Genomic DNA, 15,530 nt, shown 5'->3' on the forward strand with positions numbered 1-15,530 from the left:
GCAACACCCCCTGACTGCAGGAGTGCTGGATGGTTCGTCGTCAGCAGGCAGCGGATCGAGCGGTGCGTCCGAAGTTGAGGTCCCCGGGGCATCCGAAGTATCAGCGGCACGTCGAAGCGGCGTTCTGGGCGGAGATCGCCAAAGGGCTTCTGGCCGAGGAAGCCGCCGCTGTCATTGGTGTGGCGCCGGCAGTGGCCACACGCTGGTTCCGGCAGTGTGGCGGCATGCGACCGTTCGACCCGACGCCGTCTTCTGGCAGGTACCTGTCCTTCCGTGAGCGTGAAGAGATCGCGCTTCTCAAGGCCCAGGGCAAGGGCGTGCGTGAGACCGCCCGGGACGTCGGCCGTGACCCAGGGACGATCTCCCGAGAGTTGCGACGCAACGCGGCCACCAGGTGCGGAAAGCTCGACTACCGGGCGTCGGTCGCGCAGTGGAAGGCCGACATGGCCGCACGCCGCCCGAAGACGGCGAAGCTGGTAGCCAATCCGCGGTTGCACGCGTATGTCCAGGAGCGACTGTCCGGACAGATCAGCACGCCCGGCGGCAGGGCGGTCGCGGGTCCTGCGACCGGTGTGTGGACGGGACGGAACAAGCCGCACCGCAAGGACCGTGCGTGGGTGCAGGCGTGGAGTCCGGAGCAGATAGCGCACCGGATCAAGTTCGACTTCCCGGATGATGAGTCCATGCGCATCAGCCACGAGGCGATCTACCAGGCGCTCTACATTCAGGGCCGCGGAGCGCTCAAGCGCGAGCTGATCCTGTGCCTTCGCACGGGCCGTGCACTGCGGGCACCGCGTGCTCGCTCGCGTCGGAAGACCTGGGCACACGTCACACCCGAAACGCTCATCAGCGAACGGCCGGCCGAGGCCGAGGACCGCGCCGTTCCCGGTCATTGGGAGGGCGACCTGATCATCGGGCTGGAGCGTTCTGCGATCGGCACCGTCGTCGAGCGGTCCACTCGGTTCACGATGCTGATCCACCTCCCCCGTGAGGAGGGCTATCGGCACAAGCACACAGTCAAGAACGGGCCCGCGCTGGCCGGCTACGGGGCGATCACCATGAAGAACGCCCTTGCCGGCGCGATGTCGTCACTGCCTGGGCAACTGGCACGGTCGCTGACGTGGGACCGGGGAAAGGAGCTGTCGGCGCACGCCCAGTTCAGAGTCGAGACCGGCATTCCCGTGTTCTTCGCCGATCCTCACAGTCCGTGGCAGCGCGGCACGAACGAGAACACCAACGGGCTCCTGCGCCAGTACTTCCCGAAGGCCGCCACCGCCCCCGTCAGGGCCTCCGCCCCGGCCGCCGCGGCCCGCTCGCGCGGCTCCAGGCGGACCACGACGCCCTTGGAGGTGGGCGTGTTGCTGATGTCGGCCACGCTGTCCAGCGGCACCAGCACGTTGGTCTCCGGGTAGTACGCCGCCGCGCAGCCCCGCGAGGTGGGGTAGGGGACCACGCGGAAGTCCTCCGCGCGGCGCTCGACGCCGTCGCGCCAGACACCGACCAGGTCGACGGCGGCGCCCTCCGCGAGTCCCAGGGCGCGCAGGTCCGCAGGGTTGACGAAGACCACCCGGCGCGACCCGTGGATGCCGCGGTACCGGTCGTTGTCCGTGTACGGCACGGTGTTCCACTGGTCGTGCGAACGCAGCGTCTGGAGGATCAGGTGGCCCTCCGGGGCGCTCAGCGCCTCGAACTCGTTGCGGCTGAAGAGCGCCTTGCCGCTCGGGGTGGGGAAGCGGCCCTCGTTCACCGGGTTGGGGAGCCCGAAGCCACCGGGCCGGGAGACCCGGGTGTTGAAGTCCTCGAATCCCGGGACCACCCGCGAGATGTGGTCGCGGACGCAGCCGTAGTCCGCCTCGAACCGCTCCCACCGCGCGGCCGGCACCTTGTCGCCCAGGGTGGCACGGGCCAGCCGGCTCAGGATGGCGACCTCGCTCAGCAGCTGCTTGGACGCCGGCTCCAGCACTCCGCGCGAGGCGTGCACCTGGCTCATCGAGTCCTCGACGGTGACGAACTGCTCGCCGCCCGCCTGCACGTCGCGCTCCGTGCGGCCCAGCGTCGGCAGGATCAGGGCGGTCTCGCCGCAGACGGCGTGCGAGCGGTTGAGCTTGGTGGAGATGTGCGCGGTCAGCCGGCAGCGCCGCATCGCCGCCTCGGTGACCTCGCTGTCCGGGGTGGCCCGCACGAAGTTGCCCGCGAGCCCCAGGAACACCTTGACCTTGCCGTCCCGCATCGCGCGGATGGCGTTCACCGAGTCCAGGCCGTGCTCGCGCGGCGGCTCGAAGTCGAACTCCCGTCCCAGGGCGTCGAGGAAGGAGTCCGGCATCCGCTCCCAGATGCCCATGGTGCGGTCGCCCTGCACGTTGGAGTGACCTCGCACCGGGCAGGCGCCCGCGCCGGGGCGGCCGATGTTGCCCCGCAGCAGGAGGAAGTTGACCATCTCCCGAATGGTCGGCACGCCGTGCTTGTGCTGGGTGATCCCCATCGCCCAGCAGACGACGACCCGCCGGCTCTCCAGCACCATGTCGCGCACCTCCTCGATCTGCGCGCGGGTCAGCCCGGTGGCCTCCTCCACGCGCGGCCAGGAGAACGAGGCGCGCAGGTGTTCGGCGAACTCCTCGAAACCCTTGGTGTGCGTGCCGATGAACTCGTGGGCGAGCACCGTGCCGGGGGCGGCCTCCTCCGCCTCCAGGAGCAGCATGTTGAGCGCCTGGAAGAGCGCCAGGTCGCCGCCGACCTTGATGTGCAGGAACCGGTCGGCGATCTGGGTGCCCCGCCCGACGACGCCCCGCGGCTTCTGCGGGTTCTTGAACCGGGCCAGCCCGGCCTCCGGCAGCGGGTTCACGGCGACGATGCGGCCGCCCCGCCGCTTGGTCTCCTCCAGCGCGGAGAGCATCCGCGGGTGGTTGGTGCCGGGGTTCTGGCCGACCGTGAGGATCAGGTCGGCGTGGTGGATGTCCGGCAGGCTCACGTCGCCCTTGCCGATGCCCAGCGTCTCGTTGAGGGCAGAGCCGCTGGACTCGTGGCACATGTTGGAACAGTCGGGCAGGTTGTTGGTGCCGAAGGCACGGGCGAACAGCTGCAGCACGAACGCCGCCTCGTTGCTCGCGCGGCCGGAGGTGTAGAAGACGGCCTCGTCGGGGGAGTCCAGGCCCCGCAGCTCGTCGGCCAGCAGTTCCAGGGCCGAGCTCCAGCTGATCGGCTCGTAGTGGCGGGAGCCGGGCCGCTTGACCATGGGCCGGGTCAGCCGGCCCTGCTGGTTCAGCCACCGGTCCGACTTCGCGGCCAGCTCGTCGACCGAGTGCCGGGCGAAGAACTCGGGCGTCACCCGGCGCGAGGTCGCCTCGTCGTTGGTGTGCTTGGCCCCGTTCTCGCAGTACTCGTTCATCGGGCGCTTCCCCGGGGCGGGGTCGGGCCACGCGCAGCCCGGGCAGTCGAACCCGGGCTCCTGGTTCAGGTTCAGCAACGTCAGTCCCGTGCGGCGGGGCGACGTCTGGGAGAGGGAGTACTCCATCGCGTGATACACCGCCGGCACGCCCGCGGCCCACGTCTTGGGCGGTGTCACCTCGAGGCGGTCGTCGCTCCGCTCACCGCCGGGTCCGTCGCTCGAAGACTTCTGCAACGTGATCTCTCCTCAACTCTTCGATGAAAGCCGGTGACCTGCCACCTGCCACCGGCCGCCTGCCACCGGCCGCCTGCCACCGGCCGGTCAGCCGGTGGGCCAGGTCGGCACCTCGCGCGTGGCGTGACGGGAACCCGGACGCACGTGGCTCCCGCTGATCTCGCCGCGCCAGGTGCCGGTCTCACGGCCCTGGCCCTCGACGAACTCCTTGAAACAGCTCAGCGAACCGTCCACCCAGCGCCGCACCAGCCCGAGCGTCGCCGCCAGCCGCTCCAGCAGCCCGTGGGAACCCTCCGCCTCGATCCGCAGGGTCACCCGGCACCGTTCGCCGTCCAGCGGCTCGAAGGTCACCGTCCCGGTGTGCCGCGGCGGGTCCAGCGCCTCCCAGCGCATCCGCCGGTCGGGGACCTGCTCGACGATCTCGGCGTCGAACTCGACGGTCCGGCCGCCGATCCGGGTCACCCAGTGGGTCAGGGCCGCCTGCGTCTGGTCGACGCGTTTCACCCCGTCCATGAACCGGGGGAAGGTCTTGAACTGGGTCCACTGGTTGTACGCCACGCGCACCGGGACCTCGACATCGATCGACTGTTCGATAACGCTCATGGCCTCGCCGTCTTCTCGCCGCGCTGGGGGATCCGGGTCCCCCGGGAACGCCGTCCCATGCCGGGCGGGGTTTGGAGGGCCGGACACCGGGACACACAGGCGCCGGGCGGGCGGCACGCGAGGGCGGGGCGGTTCCAGGAGGGCGTGATGGCGTCGAGCGGCGAGGCCCGGCCAGACGTGGCCGTACTGGTCGGGCTCCAGGCGTCGGGGAAGTCGACCTTCTACGTGCGCTGCCTGGCCCACCGGTACGCCCTGGTCAGCAAGGACCTCTTCCCGCGGCGGGCGCGCGGGAAGCAGTCGCGGCAGATGCGCCAGGTGGCGGAGGCGCTGGAGGCCGGACTGCCGGTGGCGGTGGACAACACCAACCCGGGGCCGCAGGAGTGGGGTCCGCTGATCGAGGCCGGGCACGCGCACGGTGCCACCGTGACGGCGTACTGGTTCCCGCCCGACCTCGCCGGCTCGCTGCGCCGGAACGCCGCCCGCGCGGACGCCGCCCGCGTGCCCGACGTCGGCGTCCGCGCCACCTTCCGCAAGCTCCGGCGCCCCACGACGGCGGACGGTTTCGACGCCGTCCTGGAGGTCCGCCTCGACGGACGCGGCGGCTTCGATGTGCGCCCGGCCCCCACCGGGCGGCCCTGACGGCCCCCGGGGCGCCGGGCGGGGTCACAGGAAGCGGCGGATCGGCGTCACGGACGCCTCCTTCAGGCGCTGCACCGCCGCGCGGCGACGCCACCGCTTGCGGTCGATGGCCACGCTGCGCTCGATGTCCGCGTCGAAGTCCCGGTCCAGGGTCGCCGTGAAATCCCTGTCGAGCACCGCGAGCATGACCTCCTCGTCGTGCTCCAGCGAACGCCGGTTGAAGTTGGTGGACCCGACGAGGGAGGCCACCCCGTCCACGGTCACGATCTTGGTGTGCAGCATGGTCGGCTGGTACTGGTGGATCGAGACGCCGCAGTCCAGCAGGCGCGTGTAGAAACCCTGGCCGGCGAGCTGGCAGGCCCGCTGGTCGGTGTACGGACCGGGCAGCAGGACCTCCACCTCCACGCCGCGCCGCGCGGTCGCGCAGAGGAGGTCGACGAAGTACGAGTCCGGGGCGAAGTAGGCGGTGGCCAGCCGGAAGCGCTGTTCGGCGGAGGTCAGCATCACCCGCAGCAGGGTCTGCATGTCCTGCCACCCTATGGACGCCGATCCCCGGACCACCTGGACCACCGCGGAGCCGCACTGCGGCTGGCTGGGGAAGCGGTCGCGCTCGTCGAACAGGTCGTCGTGCGACTCGGCCCAGTTCTGCGCGAACGCGGCCGCGAGCCCGTCCACCGCGGGGCCCCGGAGCCGGACGTGGGTGTCGCGCCACTCCTGGGGGCTGCGGGCGTCGCCCGCCCACTCCTCGGCGATCCCGACGCCGCCGGTGAAGGCGACGGTCTCGTCCACCAGGAGCACCTTGCGGTGGCAGCGGTGGTTCTGCTTGAACGGCGACAGCCAGAGCGGTCTGCGGAACCAGGCGACCTGGACCCCGGCGTCGTCCATGCCGTCCAGCAGGTCCTTCTCGATCCTCTGCGCGCCGAAGCCGTCGAGCAGCAGCCGCACCCGGATGCCCGCGCGGGCCCGCTCCGCGAGCGCGGCGGCGAAGTCGCGGGCGATCTGGCCACGCCAGTAGACGAAGGTCATCATGTCGATGGTGTGCTCCGCCCCGCGGATGGCCTCCAGCATGGCCGGGAAGATCTCGTCGCCGTTCCGCAGCGGGACCAGCTCGTTCCCCTCGGTCGCCGCGACGCCCAGCAGCCGTTCCAGGCGCCGTCGCAGGCGCACCACCTGCGCGTCTTCGGCCGCGTCCGCGGCTCCGGGAGAGGGCTGGGATATCGGCAGGGGGCTCACCGCCGGACCTCCGTGACACTGGGGGCGGCCGCACGGCGCAAAGCGTCGCGGGAGACCCGGAAGGGCATGGGCACCGGGTCCGGAAGCCACACCTGCCCCTGGGTCTCTTCACCAAACCTGCCAGGTCCGCCCCACGGGCGGCACGGCCCCGGCCGCCCCGCGGGTGTTCCGCGGGCCGGCCGGCGCCGTGCCGGGCCACCGGGCCGGGCGGACCGCTCAGTCGAACTGGCCCGGACGGTAGTCGCCGGCCGGCATCCTCAGCATCACGTTGAGCCGGTTGTAGGCGTTGATGAGGGCGATCAGCCCCACCAGGGCGGCGAGCTGCTCCTCGTCGTAGTGCTCGGCGGCGTGGGCCCACGCCTCGTCGGTGACGCCGCCGGCCGCGTCGGCGATCCGGGTGCCCTGCTCGGCGAGTTCCAGGGCGGCGCGCTCCGCCTCGGTGAACACGGTGGCATCCCGCCAGGCCGCCACCAGATTCAGGCGCAGTTGGCTCTCCCCGGCAGCCGCGGCGTCCTTGGCGTGCATGTCGGTGCAGAAGCCGCACCCGTTGATCTGGCTGGCGCGCAGCTTCACGAGCTCCTGGGTGAGCACCGGGACCGACGAGTCGGTCAGGATCTTGCCGGCCGCGCCGAGTCGCTTCACGAAACCGGTCGCCAGCGGGCTGCCGAAGGCATTGATACGGGGTTCCATCTCGAGGTTCCTCCTGGCCGTGTGAACGGGTTCACCAGCTGGACGGAACGGGTGCGACGGGATGTGACACCCCTGGGCCGTGACCTGCGTCACGCCTATTCGGTGCCCTGGCCGGAGATCGTCCCCATCTCCCGGACCTGCCCGGACTGGGTGTCGAGGATCGACCGCGCCATGTCCTTGGCGGGCTGGTACTCGCCCTGCTCCGTCTCGGTGCGGGCCAGCTCCATGGAGCCCTCGTGGTGCTCGGTCATCAGGGAGACGAACAGGTCGTCGAACTCGGTGCCGGACGCCTGACGGAGCTGGTTCAGCTCCTCCTCGGTGGCCATGCCGGGCATGGCGCCCCCGCCGGTGGGACTGGCGGTGCCGGTGGGACTGGCCGTGTCCGTCGGGCTGCCGGTGCCGGTCGGGCTGCCGGTGCCGGTGGGGCTTCCGGTGTCCGTGGGGCCCGGGCTCCCGGTTCCCGTCGGGCTCTCCGTACCGGTGGGGCTCTCCGTACCGGTGGGGCTCCCGGTGTCCGTCGGACTCGCCGTGCCGGTCGGACTGGCCTCGGGGACGGGCTCCCCCCAGGAGTCGAGCCACTGCGTCAGCTGCTGGACCTGCGGCTCCTGCTCCTGCTCGATGTCCCGCGCCAGCGTCTTGACCTGCTGGGACTGCGCCCGCGTCTCGGCGAGGTCCGCCATCTCGATCGACTGGCGGTGGTACTGGATCATGCCCTGCGCGAACGACACGTCCTGGGTGTCGTGCGCCTGGCCGGTGCCCGTGGGGGAGGGGGAGGCGGTCGGGCTGCCGGCCGGCGTCGGGCCGGAGGACGACGCGCTGTCGGCGCCGCAGGAGGCCAGCGACAGGGCGGCGGCGACGGCGACGGCCACCGCGGCGGACGCTCGGGCCGGGGAAGGGTGCGTGCTCATGGTGGTGCGGCTCCTGGGGACGGCCCCGGTGGGGGCGGGGGACGGGGCGGCCGGCCGGGCGGCATCAGCGTATGCGGCACGCCCGTCGCCCGGCCCGTCGTGGTACGCCACCCGTGGCCGCCCCTCCCGCGGACGCCGTCCCGCGCGGCCGTCCCGCGCAGGCCCGTCGCCCGGCCCGCCGTGGCCGTGCGGCCCCGGCCCTCAGCTCCCCGCCGCCTCCAGTTCGTACGCCGCCTCCAGCAGCGTCCGCTCCTCCCCGATCCGCCCCGAGAGCATCACTCCCACCGGCAGGCCGTCCGGCGTCCGCCCCGGGCCGGGCAGGGAGATCGCGGGGCTGCCGCACACGTTGTTGACCGGCGTGAACGCCACGTAGGACTTCAGGCGTGCGATCAGCTCGGGGAAGGGCACGGCCGGCGACAGGTGCCCCAGCCGCGGCGTGGTGTGGGCGAGGACGGGGGAGAGGACCACGTCGTACCGGGCGGCGTCCTCGTAGCCCTCCCGCGCCGCACGCCGCAGGCGCCGCAGCACGCCCGGCGTCGAACGCCACTGCCGGAGGTACTGTCCGCGCAGGCCCTGGCTGAGGCCGTCCATCCGGCGTCGGTCGAAGCGCCGGTCCATCAGGAGGCGGCCGGTGGCGCCGGCGAGGAACGCCAGCATGCCCCAGTAGGTGACGAAGTCCTCCTCGAACCGCGCGTCCAGCGGCATCCGGTACGGCTCCACCCGGTGCCCGAGACCCTCCAGCGTGGTGGCCGCGGCGGTGACGGCGGCGCGGGTGACGTCGTCGGTGACCGTTCCGGTGGGGGAGTCCAGGAGCAGGCCGACGCGCAGCCGCCTGCCTCCCGGTCCCTCCACCCTGCCGATGGGCGGCAGTTCGGGTGCGGGCCTCACCTGTTCGGCCGCGGCGAGGAAGGCGGCGGTGTCGCGCACGGTGCGGGTCACCGCCCCGTCCACGACCACGTCGATCGGCAGGCTGCGCCCCGTCTCGTTCGCGGCCATGCGGCCCCTGGTCGGCTTGAGCCCGACCAGACCGCAGCAGGCGGCGGGGATGCGGATCGAGCCGCCGCCGTCGTTGGCGTGCGCGATCGGCACGGCCCCGGCCGCGACCAGGGCGGCGCTGCCACCGGAGGAACCGCCCGCCGAGAACTCCGTGTTCCACGGGTTGCGGACCGGTTCCGCGTCCTCGAACTCGGTGCTGGCGTTGAAGCCGAACTCCGGCAGGCGGGTCTTGCCCAGCACGGTCATCCCGGTGGCGGTGAACTGCCGGGTGAACGGGGCGTGCCGGGACGCCGGGCGGGGCGTGAAGGCGGCCGTGCCGTGACCGGTGGGCAGGCCCGCGTAGGTGGTGTTGTCCTTGACCAGGGTGGGGACGCCCGCCAGCGGGCCGTCACCGGGGACCGGGGCGGTGCCCGCCTCGAAGGCCTCCACCCGCATCGCGTTGAGCCGGCCGTCCACGGCGCGTATCCGCTCCACCGCGGCCCGCGCCACCTCCGCCGCGCTCACCTCGCCCGCCTTCAGCCGCGCCAGCAGGGCGACCGCGTCGTCCGTGCCGAGCGCGTCGTCCCGGAAGGCGAGCACCGGCGCGGGCGGGCCGTCCGGCACCGGGTCGAGGGACGCGTCGGCTGCGGTCATCGGGTCCTCCGTACGTCGAGCGGTCACCCCGGGCCCGGGGCACGGCGAGCGTACTCGGGCCGCCGACGGGCCGGACAGACCCCGGCGGAAGGCGGCGACCGCCCCGTGGCGACGCCCCGTGGTGCGTGAGGACCGAGGTGGGAGATAGGTTCCCCCGGACCCCGGCACCGGCCGGGGAGAAGCGAGGAAGGGGCGCGGATGACGAAGGTCGACCTGGTCGAGGACGGCGGCCGCTGGACGCTGACGCTGAACGATCCGGACCGCCGGAACTGTCTCGACGAGACGATGTGCCGGGAACTCGGCGAGGCCGTCGCCACGGTGGCGGGTGATCCGGGCGCCCGGACCCTGGTGGTCACCGGGGCCGGTTCCGCCTTCTGCGCCGGGGCGGACCTGCCCGCGCTGTTCGGGGACGCGGGGCGGCCGGTGGCCGAGGTGCGCGAGCACCTGCACCGCGTGTACCGGAGCTTCCTCGGCCTCCGGGAGCTGAGGATCCCGACCGTCGCCGCGGTGCAGGGGCCCGCCGTGGGGGCCGGGTTCAACCTCGCGATGGCCTGCGACGTCCGGGTGGCCGGGCCACGGGCCTCGTTCGCGGCGACGTTCACCCGCATCGGGCTGCACCCGGGCGGCGGCTGCACCTGGTTCCTGGTCGACGCGCTGGGGCCGCAGAAGGCGCTCGCCCTGCTGCTGGACGGCGGAACGCTGGGCGCCGAGGAGGCGGTGCGGGAGGGAGTGGCGCTGAGCGTCGCCGAGGACCCGGCGGCGGCGGCCCGCGAACTCACCGAGCGCTGGGCGGCGGTGGACCCCGCGCTGGTACGGGACATCAAGCGGGCGGTGGGCATCGCCCGGACCGGCGACTTCGGCGCGACGCTGGAGTTCGAGTCCTGGGCCCAGGCGTCCACGGCCACCGGTGAGGAGATCCAGCGGGCGGTGGAGCGCTTCCGCAGGCGCTGAGCACGCGGCCGGGAGCCGCGGGCCCCGCCGGGACGGCGGGGTCCCGGGCACGGCCGGCTGTGCGCCCGTCGTGCCCGGGGCCGCCGCGATGGGCCCCGGCACAGTTCTCGCCCGGTCCGTCTTGCCGCGGCGGGGAGCCCTCGGGAAGGTGCCGGGACGAGCCCGTTCCCGAGCCGTGTGCGAGAGGTGGAGCACCGTGTCACGAGACACCGCGTCACGAGACACCGCGTCACGAGACACCGCGTCACGAGACGCGTCACAGGACGCCGCAGCGCCGGGCGCCGCGTCACAGGGCGCCGCATCGCAGGACACCGGGTCGCGGGCCGCCGCGGCACGAAGGTCCGCGCCGGCAGCCGCCGTGCTCGCACGGGTCGTCGCCCTGCTGTCCGCGTTGGTGGTGCTCTGCGCGCTGCCGACGCCCGCCCTGGCCGGGCAGGACGGCGCCGGAGACGCGGACACCCTCCGTCCGGTGATCTTCGTGCACGGATCCAGCGGCTCCGGCGGGCAGTTCGAGACGCAGGCCCGGCGGCTGACCGGCAACGGCTTCCCGGCCGCGCTGATCGAGGCCCACGAGTACGACTCGACCTTCGCCACCACCACCCCCGACGCGGTGTACACGGCGCTGGACGCGCGGATCGACCGGCTGCTCGGGCGGAGCGGCGCCGACCGCGTCGACCTCCTCGCCCACTCGCTGGGCACCCTGCTGATGCAGAGCTACCTCCGGAGCTCCCCGGACCGCGCCGCCAAGGTCGCCCACTACGTCAACCTCGACGGGCGCACCTCGCCCGACCTGCCCGGCGGCGTGCCGACCCTGGCTGTCTGGGGCGAGGGGGACCCGGCCCGCGCCGTCGGCGGGGCGCGCAACGTGTACTTCCCCGGTCAGGGCCACACCGAGACGGTCACCTCCGAGGAGACCTTCGCCGCGTTCTACCGCTTCTTCCACGGCGAGGCCCCGCGCACCACCCGCGTCGTGCCCGAGCTGCACATCACCCTGGCGGGCCAAGCTCAGCTGTTCCCCTCCAACGTGCCGGTGGAAGGCGTGCGGCTGGAGATCCACCGGGTCGACCCGCTCACCGGGGCCCGGCTCGGCGGCGGGCCGGAGGCGGTCCAGGTCCTCGGGGCGGACGGAGCCTGGGGGCCGGTGAGGGCCAGGGGGTCGGCCCACTACGAGTTCGCGCTGGTCTGGGGCGAGAACTCCACCCACCACCTGTACTTCCCGCCGTTCGAACGCTCCGACCACCTGGTGCGGCTGCTCACCAGCCGGCCCGGCGAGGGCGTCTCCGGCCAGGTCGAGACCGGCGACGGGCACGCGGCGCTCACCATCAGCCGGCAGAAGGAGTGGTGGGGCGACCAGGGAGCGGCGGGGGACACCCTCTCCGTCAACGGCACGCAGCTGCTGAACGCGGCCAACACCCCGCGCGCCAAGCGGACCATCGGCGTCTTCGCCTTCGACGCCGGCTCCGACGGGGTCACCGATCTCTCGGCCCCGCTGTCGCCCTTCTTCGAGACCCCGTTCCTCACCGGGGTGGACGTGTACCTGCCGGCCGGTTCCCGGTGGTCCCGGCCGCTCACCCTGGTGTCCCGCCCGCGGAACGAAGGCGGACGCGTCGACGTGCTGAGGGTGCCCGCCTGGCCGTCGAGCACCGACCGGATCTCCGTGCAGTTCAACGACCACTGACCGACGGTCCGCCGACCGACGGTCCGCCGACCGACGGTCCGCCGACCGGCGGGCCGCCGCTCGGCGGACGGGGCCGCCCGCGCGTCGGCGAGCGCGTCGAGTTCGCGCACCGCTTCGGCGCGCACGGAAGTGGGACGGGCGGTCGCCGGCCACCCGTACGCCTACGTCACCGAGGCGCCGGGCGCACCGGACGCGGTCCTCCCGGTGGAGACCACCCCGGAGCCGCGCCGCGTCGGGGCGCCGACCCTCCGACGGCCCCGCACCCCTCCCCGCACACGGCACGGGGGCCGGCCGCCCGACGGGCGAACCGGCCCCCGACGCCTGCGGGAACCACAGCGGTCAGCCGCGCTTGCGGCGGACGACCATCCAGACGAGGGCGGCGCCGGCACCCGTCATGAGGGCGGTGCGGTAACGGCCGACGGCCATCACGGTCCGCACGGCGGTGAACGCCTGGGTGGCACCGGCCTTGACCGGGGCGGGCACGGACTCGCCCACCTTGCCGGTGACTCCGGCCGCGCGGGTCTTCAGCTCACCCGCCCTGGCGGTGATCTGCGGAGCGACCTCGGCGGCCTTCTCCCGCGCCTTGGCCGTGGTGCCCGACAGGGCGGCCGTGGCGCGGGCGGTGGACGCCTGGGCCGTCCGGCCCAGCTTCTTTCCGCCCTCACCGGCCTGACCGCCCAGGCCCTTCAGCCCGGAGGTCAACCGTTCCTTCTGCTCTGTCCTGCTCACGAGCGGCACTCCGTTCATGGTGGGTGGATGACCGGGGCCTCCGGCGGCCGGGACCGCCGGACACCCCCTTCCTCCCCTGATGGCCCCGATCGCCGCACTCACACCCCTTCAGGGCCGGACACTTCGCTCCGGCCACCGGCGGCGGGCGTGCGCACACGGCCATCCAGCGCACCCGGGGCCTCGCCGTACGGCGTCTTTCGGCGTTCCCCCGCGCGCCGGGTAGGCGCATCCCCGTCGGCGTGCTGCCATGGCGGACGACCGGACGTACGACGGCCGGCACCGGCGGGCGCCCTTCCTCGCGGACTCCTCCTCCCGGTGCCGCGCGCCGGGCGACGCCCGGGCGTCATCGGCGCGGAACGTGGAGAGTGAGGCGACTTCGTGGGTCCGACCGTGCGACCACCGGAAACGAACGTTCCTCCGGGCGGGCTGGTGGCCCTCCTGGTGGACGCGGGCGGCGTGGTGAGGCAGTGCACGGACACCGTGCGGGAGCTGACCGGCCGGGACAGGGAGGAGGTCGTGGGCCGGCCCATGGACGAACTCGTCGCCGCGCCGCCCGGCTTCGCGGAATGGGCCGGTGACGGCGGGTCCAGGGAGTTCGGCGCGGCGGTGCGGGACGCCGGGGGACACCGCGTCGACGTGGACGTGGCGATGGTGCCGCTGCCGCAGAGCGACGCGGTGCCCTACCTGTTCCTCCTCGTTCCGGCCTCCCACGCCCTGCGCCACCGGCAGGGGAGGGCCCTGGTCCGCGCGCTGCTCACCCAGGAACGGGTCGGCCTCGTCCTGCGCGACGCCGCGCCCGACGGGAACTGTTCCACCGTCAACCCGGGCTTCTTCGGGCTGCCCGCGTCCGGACAGGGCGGTCCGTCACGCCTGGTGCTGTCCGACGTCCTGGTCGCCAAGGACGCCGAGGTGATCGACGGGCGGCTGCGGGAGGTGCTGCGCACCGGCGAGCCGCTGGTCGACTTCGAACACGCCGCTCGCCGGCGTGGCGGCACCGCGGACCAGTGGGTCTCCGTCTCGGCGTTCCGCCTGAACGACGCCGCCGGACAGCCCGCCGGGGTCGCGGCGCTCTTCGTCGACGTCACCGAGCAGTTCGCCGCCAGGCGGCGGCTGACCCTGCTGCACGCCGCCGCGAACCGCCTGGGGGAGTCCCTGGACGTGACCCGCAACGCCGAGGAACTCGTCGCGGTCCTGGTCCCCGGCTTCGCCGACCACGCGTGCGCGGACGTGTCGGACACGGTGCTGCGGAGCGGCGAGACCTCCAGGATGGAACCCGGCATGAAGCTGCGCCGCGCGGCCGTCGCCTCGGCGGACGGGACGTGGCCGGCGGAGATCTACCAGCTGGGCGACGAGCTGCGCGTCCGGGACCTCGAGAGCGACGCCCTCGGCTCGGTCGGAACGATGGTGGTGCCCGACCTCGCGGCCCTCTCCGACGAGCTCCCGGTCGACGCGGAGCGCATGCGCCTGCTCTTCCCCGCCTCGGCCACCTCGGCCCTGTTCGTGCCGCTCATGGCGCGCGGCCACATCCTGGGCGTGCTGGGCCTGTGGCGCGGCGCCGGCCGTCAGCCGTACTCCGCCACCGACGTGCCGCTCATCGAGGAGATCGCCTCCCGGGCGGCCCTGAGTCTGGACAACGCCCGGCGCTACGCCCGTGAGCGCGACACCGTCGAGACGCTCCAGCGCAGCCTGCTGCCCGCTCCGGACACGCGCACGTCCGCCGCGGAGACCGCGGGCCTGTACGCCCCGGCCAGTACGCCCGCGGGCACCGGAGGCAGCTGGTACGACGTGGTCCGCCTGTCGGGCGTCCGGATCGCCCTGGTGGCGGGCAAGGTCGTCGGCCACGGGATGCACGCCGCCGCCGCCATGGGGCGGCTGCGTTCCGCCGTGCAGACCCTGGCCGACCTCGACCTGCCGCCCGCGGAACTCCTCACCCACCTGGACGACCTGGTGAAGCGGCTCGGCGAGGGCGACCGGTCCGAGGGACGCCCGCTCGCGGGCTCCCTGTACGGCGCGACCTGCCTCTACGTCACCTACGACCCGGTGACCGGGGAATGCCACATGGCGTCCGCCGGTCATCCCGGCCCCGTCCTCGTCCGCCGGCACTCGGCCACCGTGTCCGATCCGGTGGTGCGGCCGGGACCACGGCTCGGACGCGGCGCCGAACCCTTCGACCCCGTCGAACTGACGTTGCAGCCCGGTGACGTCCTGGTCCTGCACAGCGGCCCCCCGGTCGGCGTCGCGCCGGAGGACACCCCGGACCTGGGCCACCTGCACGGCAGCGCCCTGGCCGCGGCACGGGACGACACCCCCCTCTCCCGGCTCGCCGAGCGGCTGCTGCGCGACCTCAACCGGGAGCCCCGCCAGGAGGACCTCGCCCTGCTCCTCACCCGCGTCGGCCGGGTTCCGCCCGACCGGACCGCGTACTGGCAGCTCCAGGCCGACCCCGAGCAGGCGTCCCGGGCCCGCGATCTGACCGCCCGGCAGCTGGCCGAGTGGGGACTGGACGAGATGGCGTTCGGCACCGAGCTGATCATCAGCGAACTGGTCACCAACGCCATCCGCTACGCGGGCGGCCCCATCGGCCTGCGCATGGTCAAGGACGACCGCCTGGTGTGCGAGGTGTCCGACCCCAGCCAGGCCCAGCCCCACCTGCGCCGTGCGCGCACGTCCGACGAGGGCGGCCGGGGCCTCTTCCTCATCGCCCAGCTCGCGGACCGGTGGGGCAGCCGTTACACCCTGGACGGCAAGACCATCTGGACCGAGCAGACCTACCCCTCCGACCTCGGGTGACGCGCCCGCGCCCGCGCCCGCGCCCGCGCCCGCGCCCGCGCCCGCGCCCGCGCCCGCGCCC

General features: G+C 73.7%; 11 protein-coding genes and 1 pseudogene. 5 read left to right on the forward strand and 7 right to left on the reverse strand.

From position 1 onward, the window contains the following. The first annotated feature begins 29 nt into the window (after positions 1–29). Positions 30–1,412: an IS30 family transposase gene (locus A2U95_RS32305; protein ID WP_420856935.1), complete on the forward strand. Its 1,383-nt coding sequence runs from the start codon at positions 30–32 to the stop codon at positions 1,410–1,412. Here A2U95_RS32305 and A2U95_RS00495 read toward each other — a convergent pair. Together A2U95_RS00495 and A2U95_RS00500 are read right to left on the reverse strand one after the other, a co-directional pair. Then, positions 1,319–3,511 (reverse strand): annotated as a pseudogene (locus A2U95_RS00495) (FdhF/YdeP family oxidoreductase); the annotation flags it as partial. The gene A2U95_RS32305 and the pseudogene A2U95_RS00495 sit on opposite strands and share 94 nt — an antisense overlap. A gap of 195 nt (positions 3,512–3,706) precedes the next feature. Then, positions 3,707–4,222 carry an SRPBCC family protein gene (locus A2U95_RS00500; protein WP_166020278.1) on the reverse strand — a complete coding sequence of 172 codons (516 nt, stop codon included), beginning with the start codon at positions 4,220–4,222 and terminating at the stop codon, positions 3,707–3,709. A gap of 147 nt (positions 4,223–4,369) precedes the next feature. Between A2U95_RS00500 and A2U95_RS00505 the strand changes: the two genes are divergently transcribed. Beyond that, on the forward strand, positions 4,370–4,861 hold the full coding sequence (locus A2U95_RS00505) for an AAA family ATPase (RefSeq protein ID WP_166020279.1): 492 nt from the start codon (positions 4,370–4,372) through the stop codon (positions 4,859–4,861). Positions 4,862–4,885: 24 nt separating this feature from the next. On the opposite strand, the gene A2U95_RS00510 is transcribed toward A2U95_RS00505, so the two are convergent. From A2U95_RS00510 to A2U95_RS00525, 4 genes are all read right to left on the reverse strand, one after another. Beyond that, positions 4,886–6,085: a phospholipase D-like domain-containing protein gene (locus A2U95_RS00510; RefSeq protein ID WP_166024622.1), complete on the reverse strand. Its 1,200-nt coding sequence runs from the start codon at positions 6,083–6,085 to the stop codon at positions 4,886–4,888. 225 nt (positions 6,086–6,310) lie between these two features. After that, positions 6,311–6,784 carry a carboxymuconolactone decarboxylase family protein gene (locus A2U95_RS00515; protein WP_166020280.1) on the reverse strand — a complete coding sequence of 158 codons (474 nt, stop codon included), beginning with the start codon at positions 6,782–6,784 and terminating at the stop codon, positions 6,311–6,313. 95 nt (positions 6,785–6,879) lie between these two features. Beyond that, the gene (locus tag A2U95_RS00520; protein WP_166020281.1) at positions 6,880–7,692 is read right to left on the reverse strand and encodes a DUF305 domain-containing protein; all 813 of its coding nucleotides are present in this window, start codon (positions 7,690–7,692) and stop codon (positions 6,880–6,882) included. 201 nt (positions 7,693–7,893) lie between these two features. Then, positions 7,894–9,321: an amidase gene (locus tag A2U95_RS00525; RefSeq protein ID WP_166020282.1), complete on the reverse strand. Its 1,428-nt coding sequence runs from the start codon at positions 9,319–9,321 to the stop codon at positions 7,894–7,896. Between the two features lie 198 nt (positions 9,322–9,519). On the opposite strand from A2U95_RS00525, the gene A2U95_RS00530 reads away from it, so the two are divergent. Both A2U95_RS00530 and A2U95_RS00535 read left to right on the forward strand, forming a co-directional pair. Then, on the forward strand, positions 9,520–10,272 hold the full coding sequence (locus A2U95_RS00530) for an enoyl-CoA hydratase (RefSeq protein ID WP_166020283.1): 753 nt from the start codon (positions 9,520–9,522) through the stop codon (positions 10,270–10,272). A gap of 358 nt (positions 10,273–10,630) precedes the next feature. Further along, the gene (locus tag A2U95_RS00535; protein ID WP_206282785.1) at positions 10,631–11,950 is read left to right on the forward strand and encodes an alpha/beta fold hydrolase; all 1,320 of its coding nucleotides are present in this window, start codon (positions 10,631–10,633) and stop codon (positions 11,948–11,950) included. Between the two features lie 339 nt (positions 11,951–12,289). Here the strand turns inward: A2U95_RS00535 and A2U95_RS00540 are convergent, their stop codons facing one another. Then, entirely contained in the window at positions 12,290–12,679 is a 390-nt protein-coding gene (locus tag A2U95_RS00540) for a hypothetical protein (protein ID WP_166020284.1), read from the reverse strand. A 390-nt stretch (positions 12,680–13,069) separates the two neighbouring features. Here A2U95_RS00540 and A2U95_RS00545 point away from each other — a divergent pair, with 390 nt between their 5' ends. Continuing rightward, positions 13,070–15,469, forward strand: coding sequence for an ATP-binding SpoIIE family protein phosphatase (locus A2U95_RS00545; RefSeq protein ID WP_166020285.1), 2,400 nt, complete (start codon positions 13,070–13,072; stop codon positions 15,467–15,469). Positions 15,470–15,530: the final 61 nt, after the last annotated feature.

This window comes from Streptomyces chilikensis, from assembly GCF_001642695.1.
GTDB lineage: Bacteria > Actinomycetota > Actinomycetes > Streptomycetales > Streptomycetaceae > Streptomyces > Streptomyces chilikensis.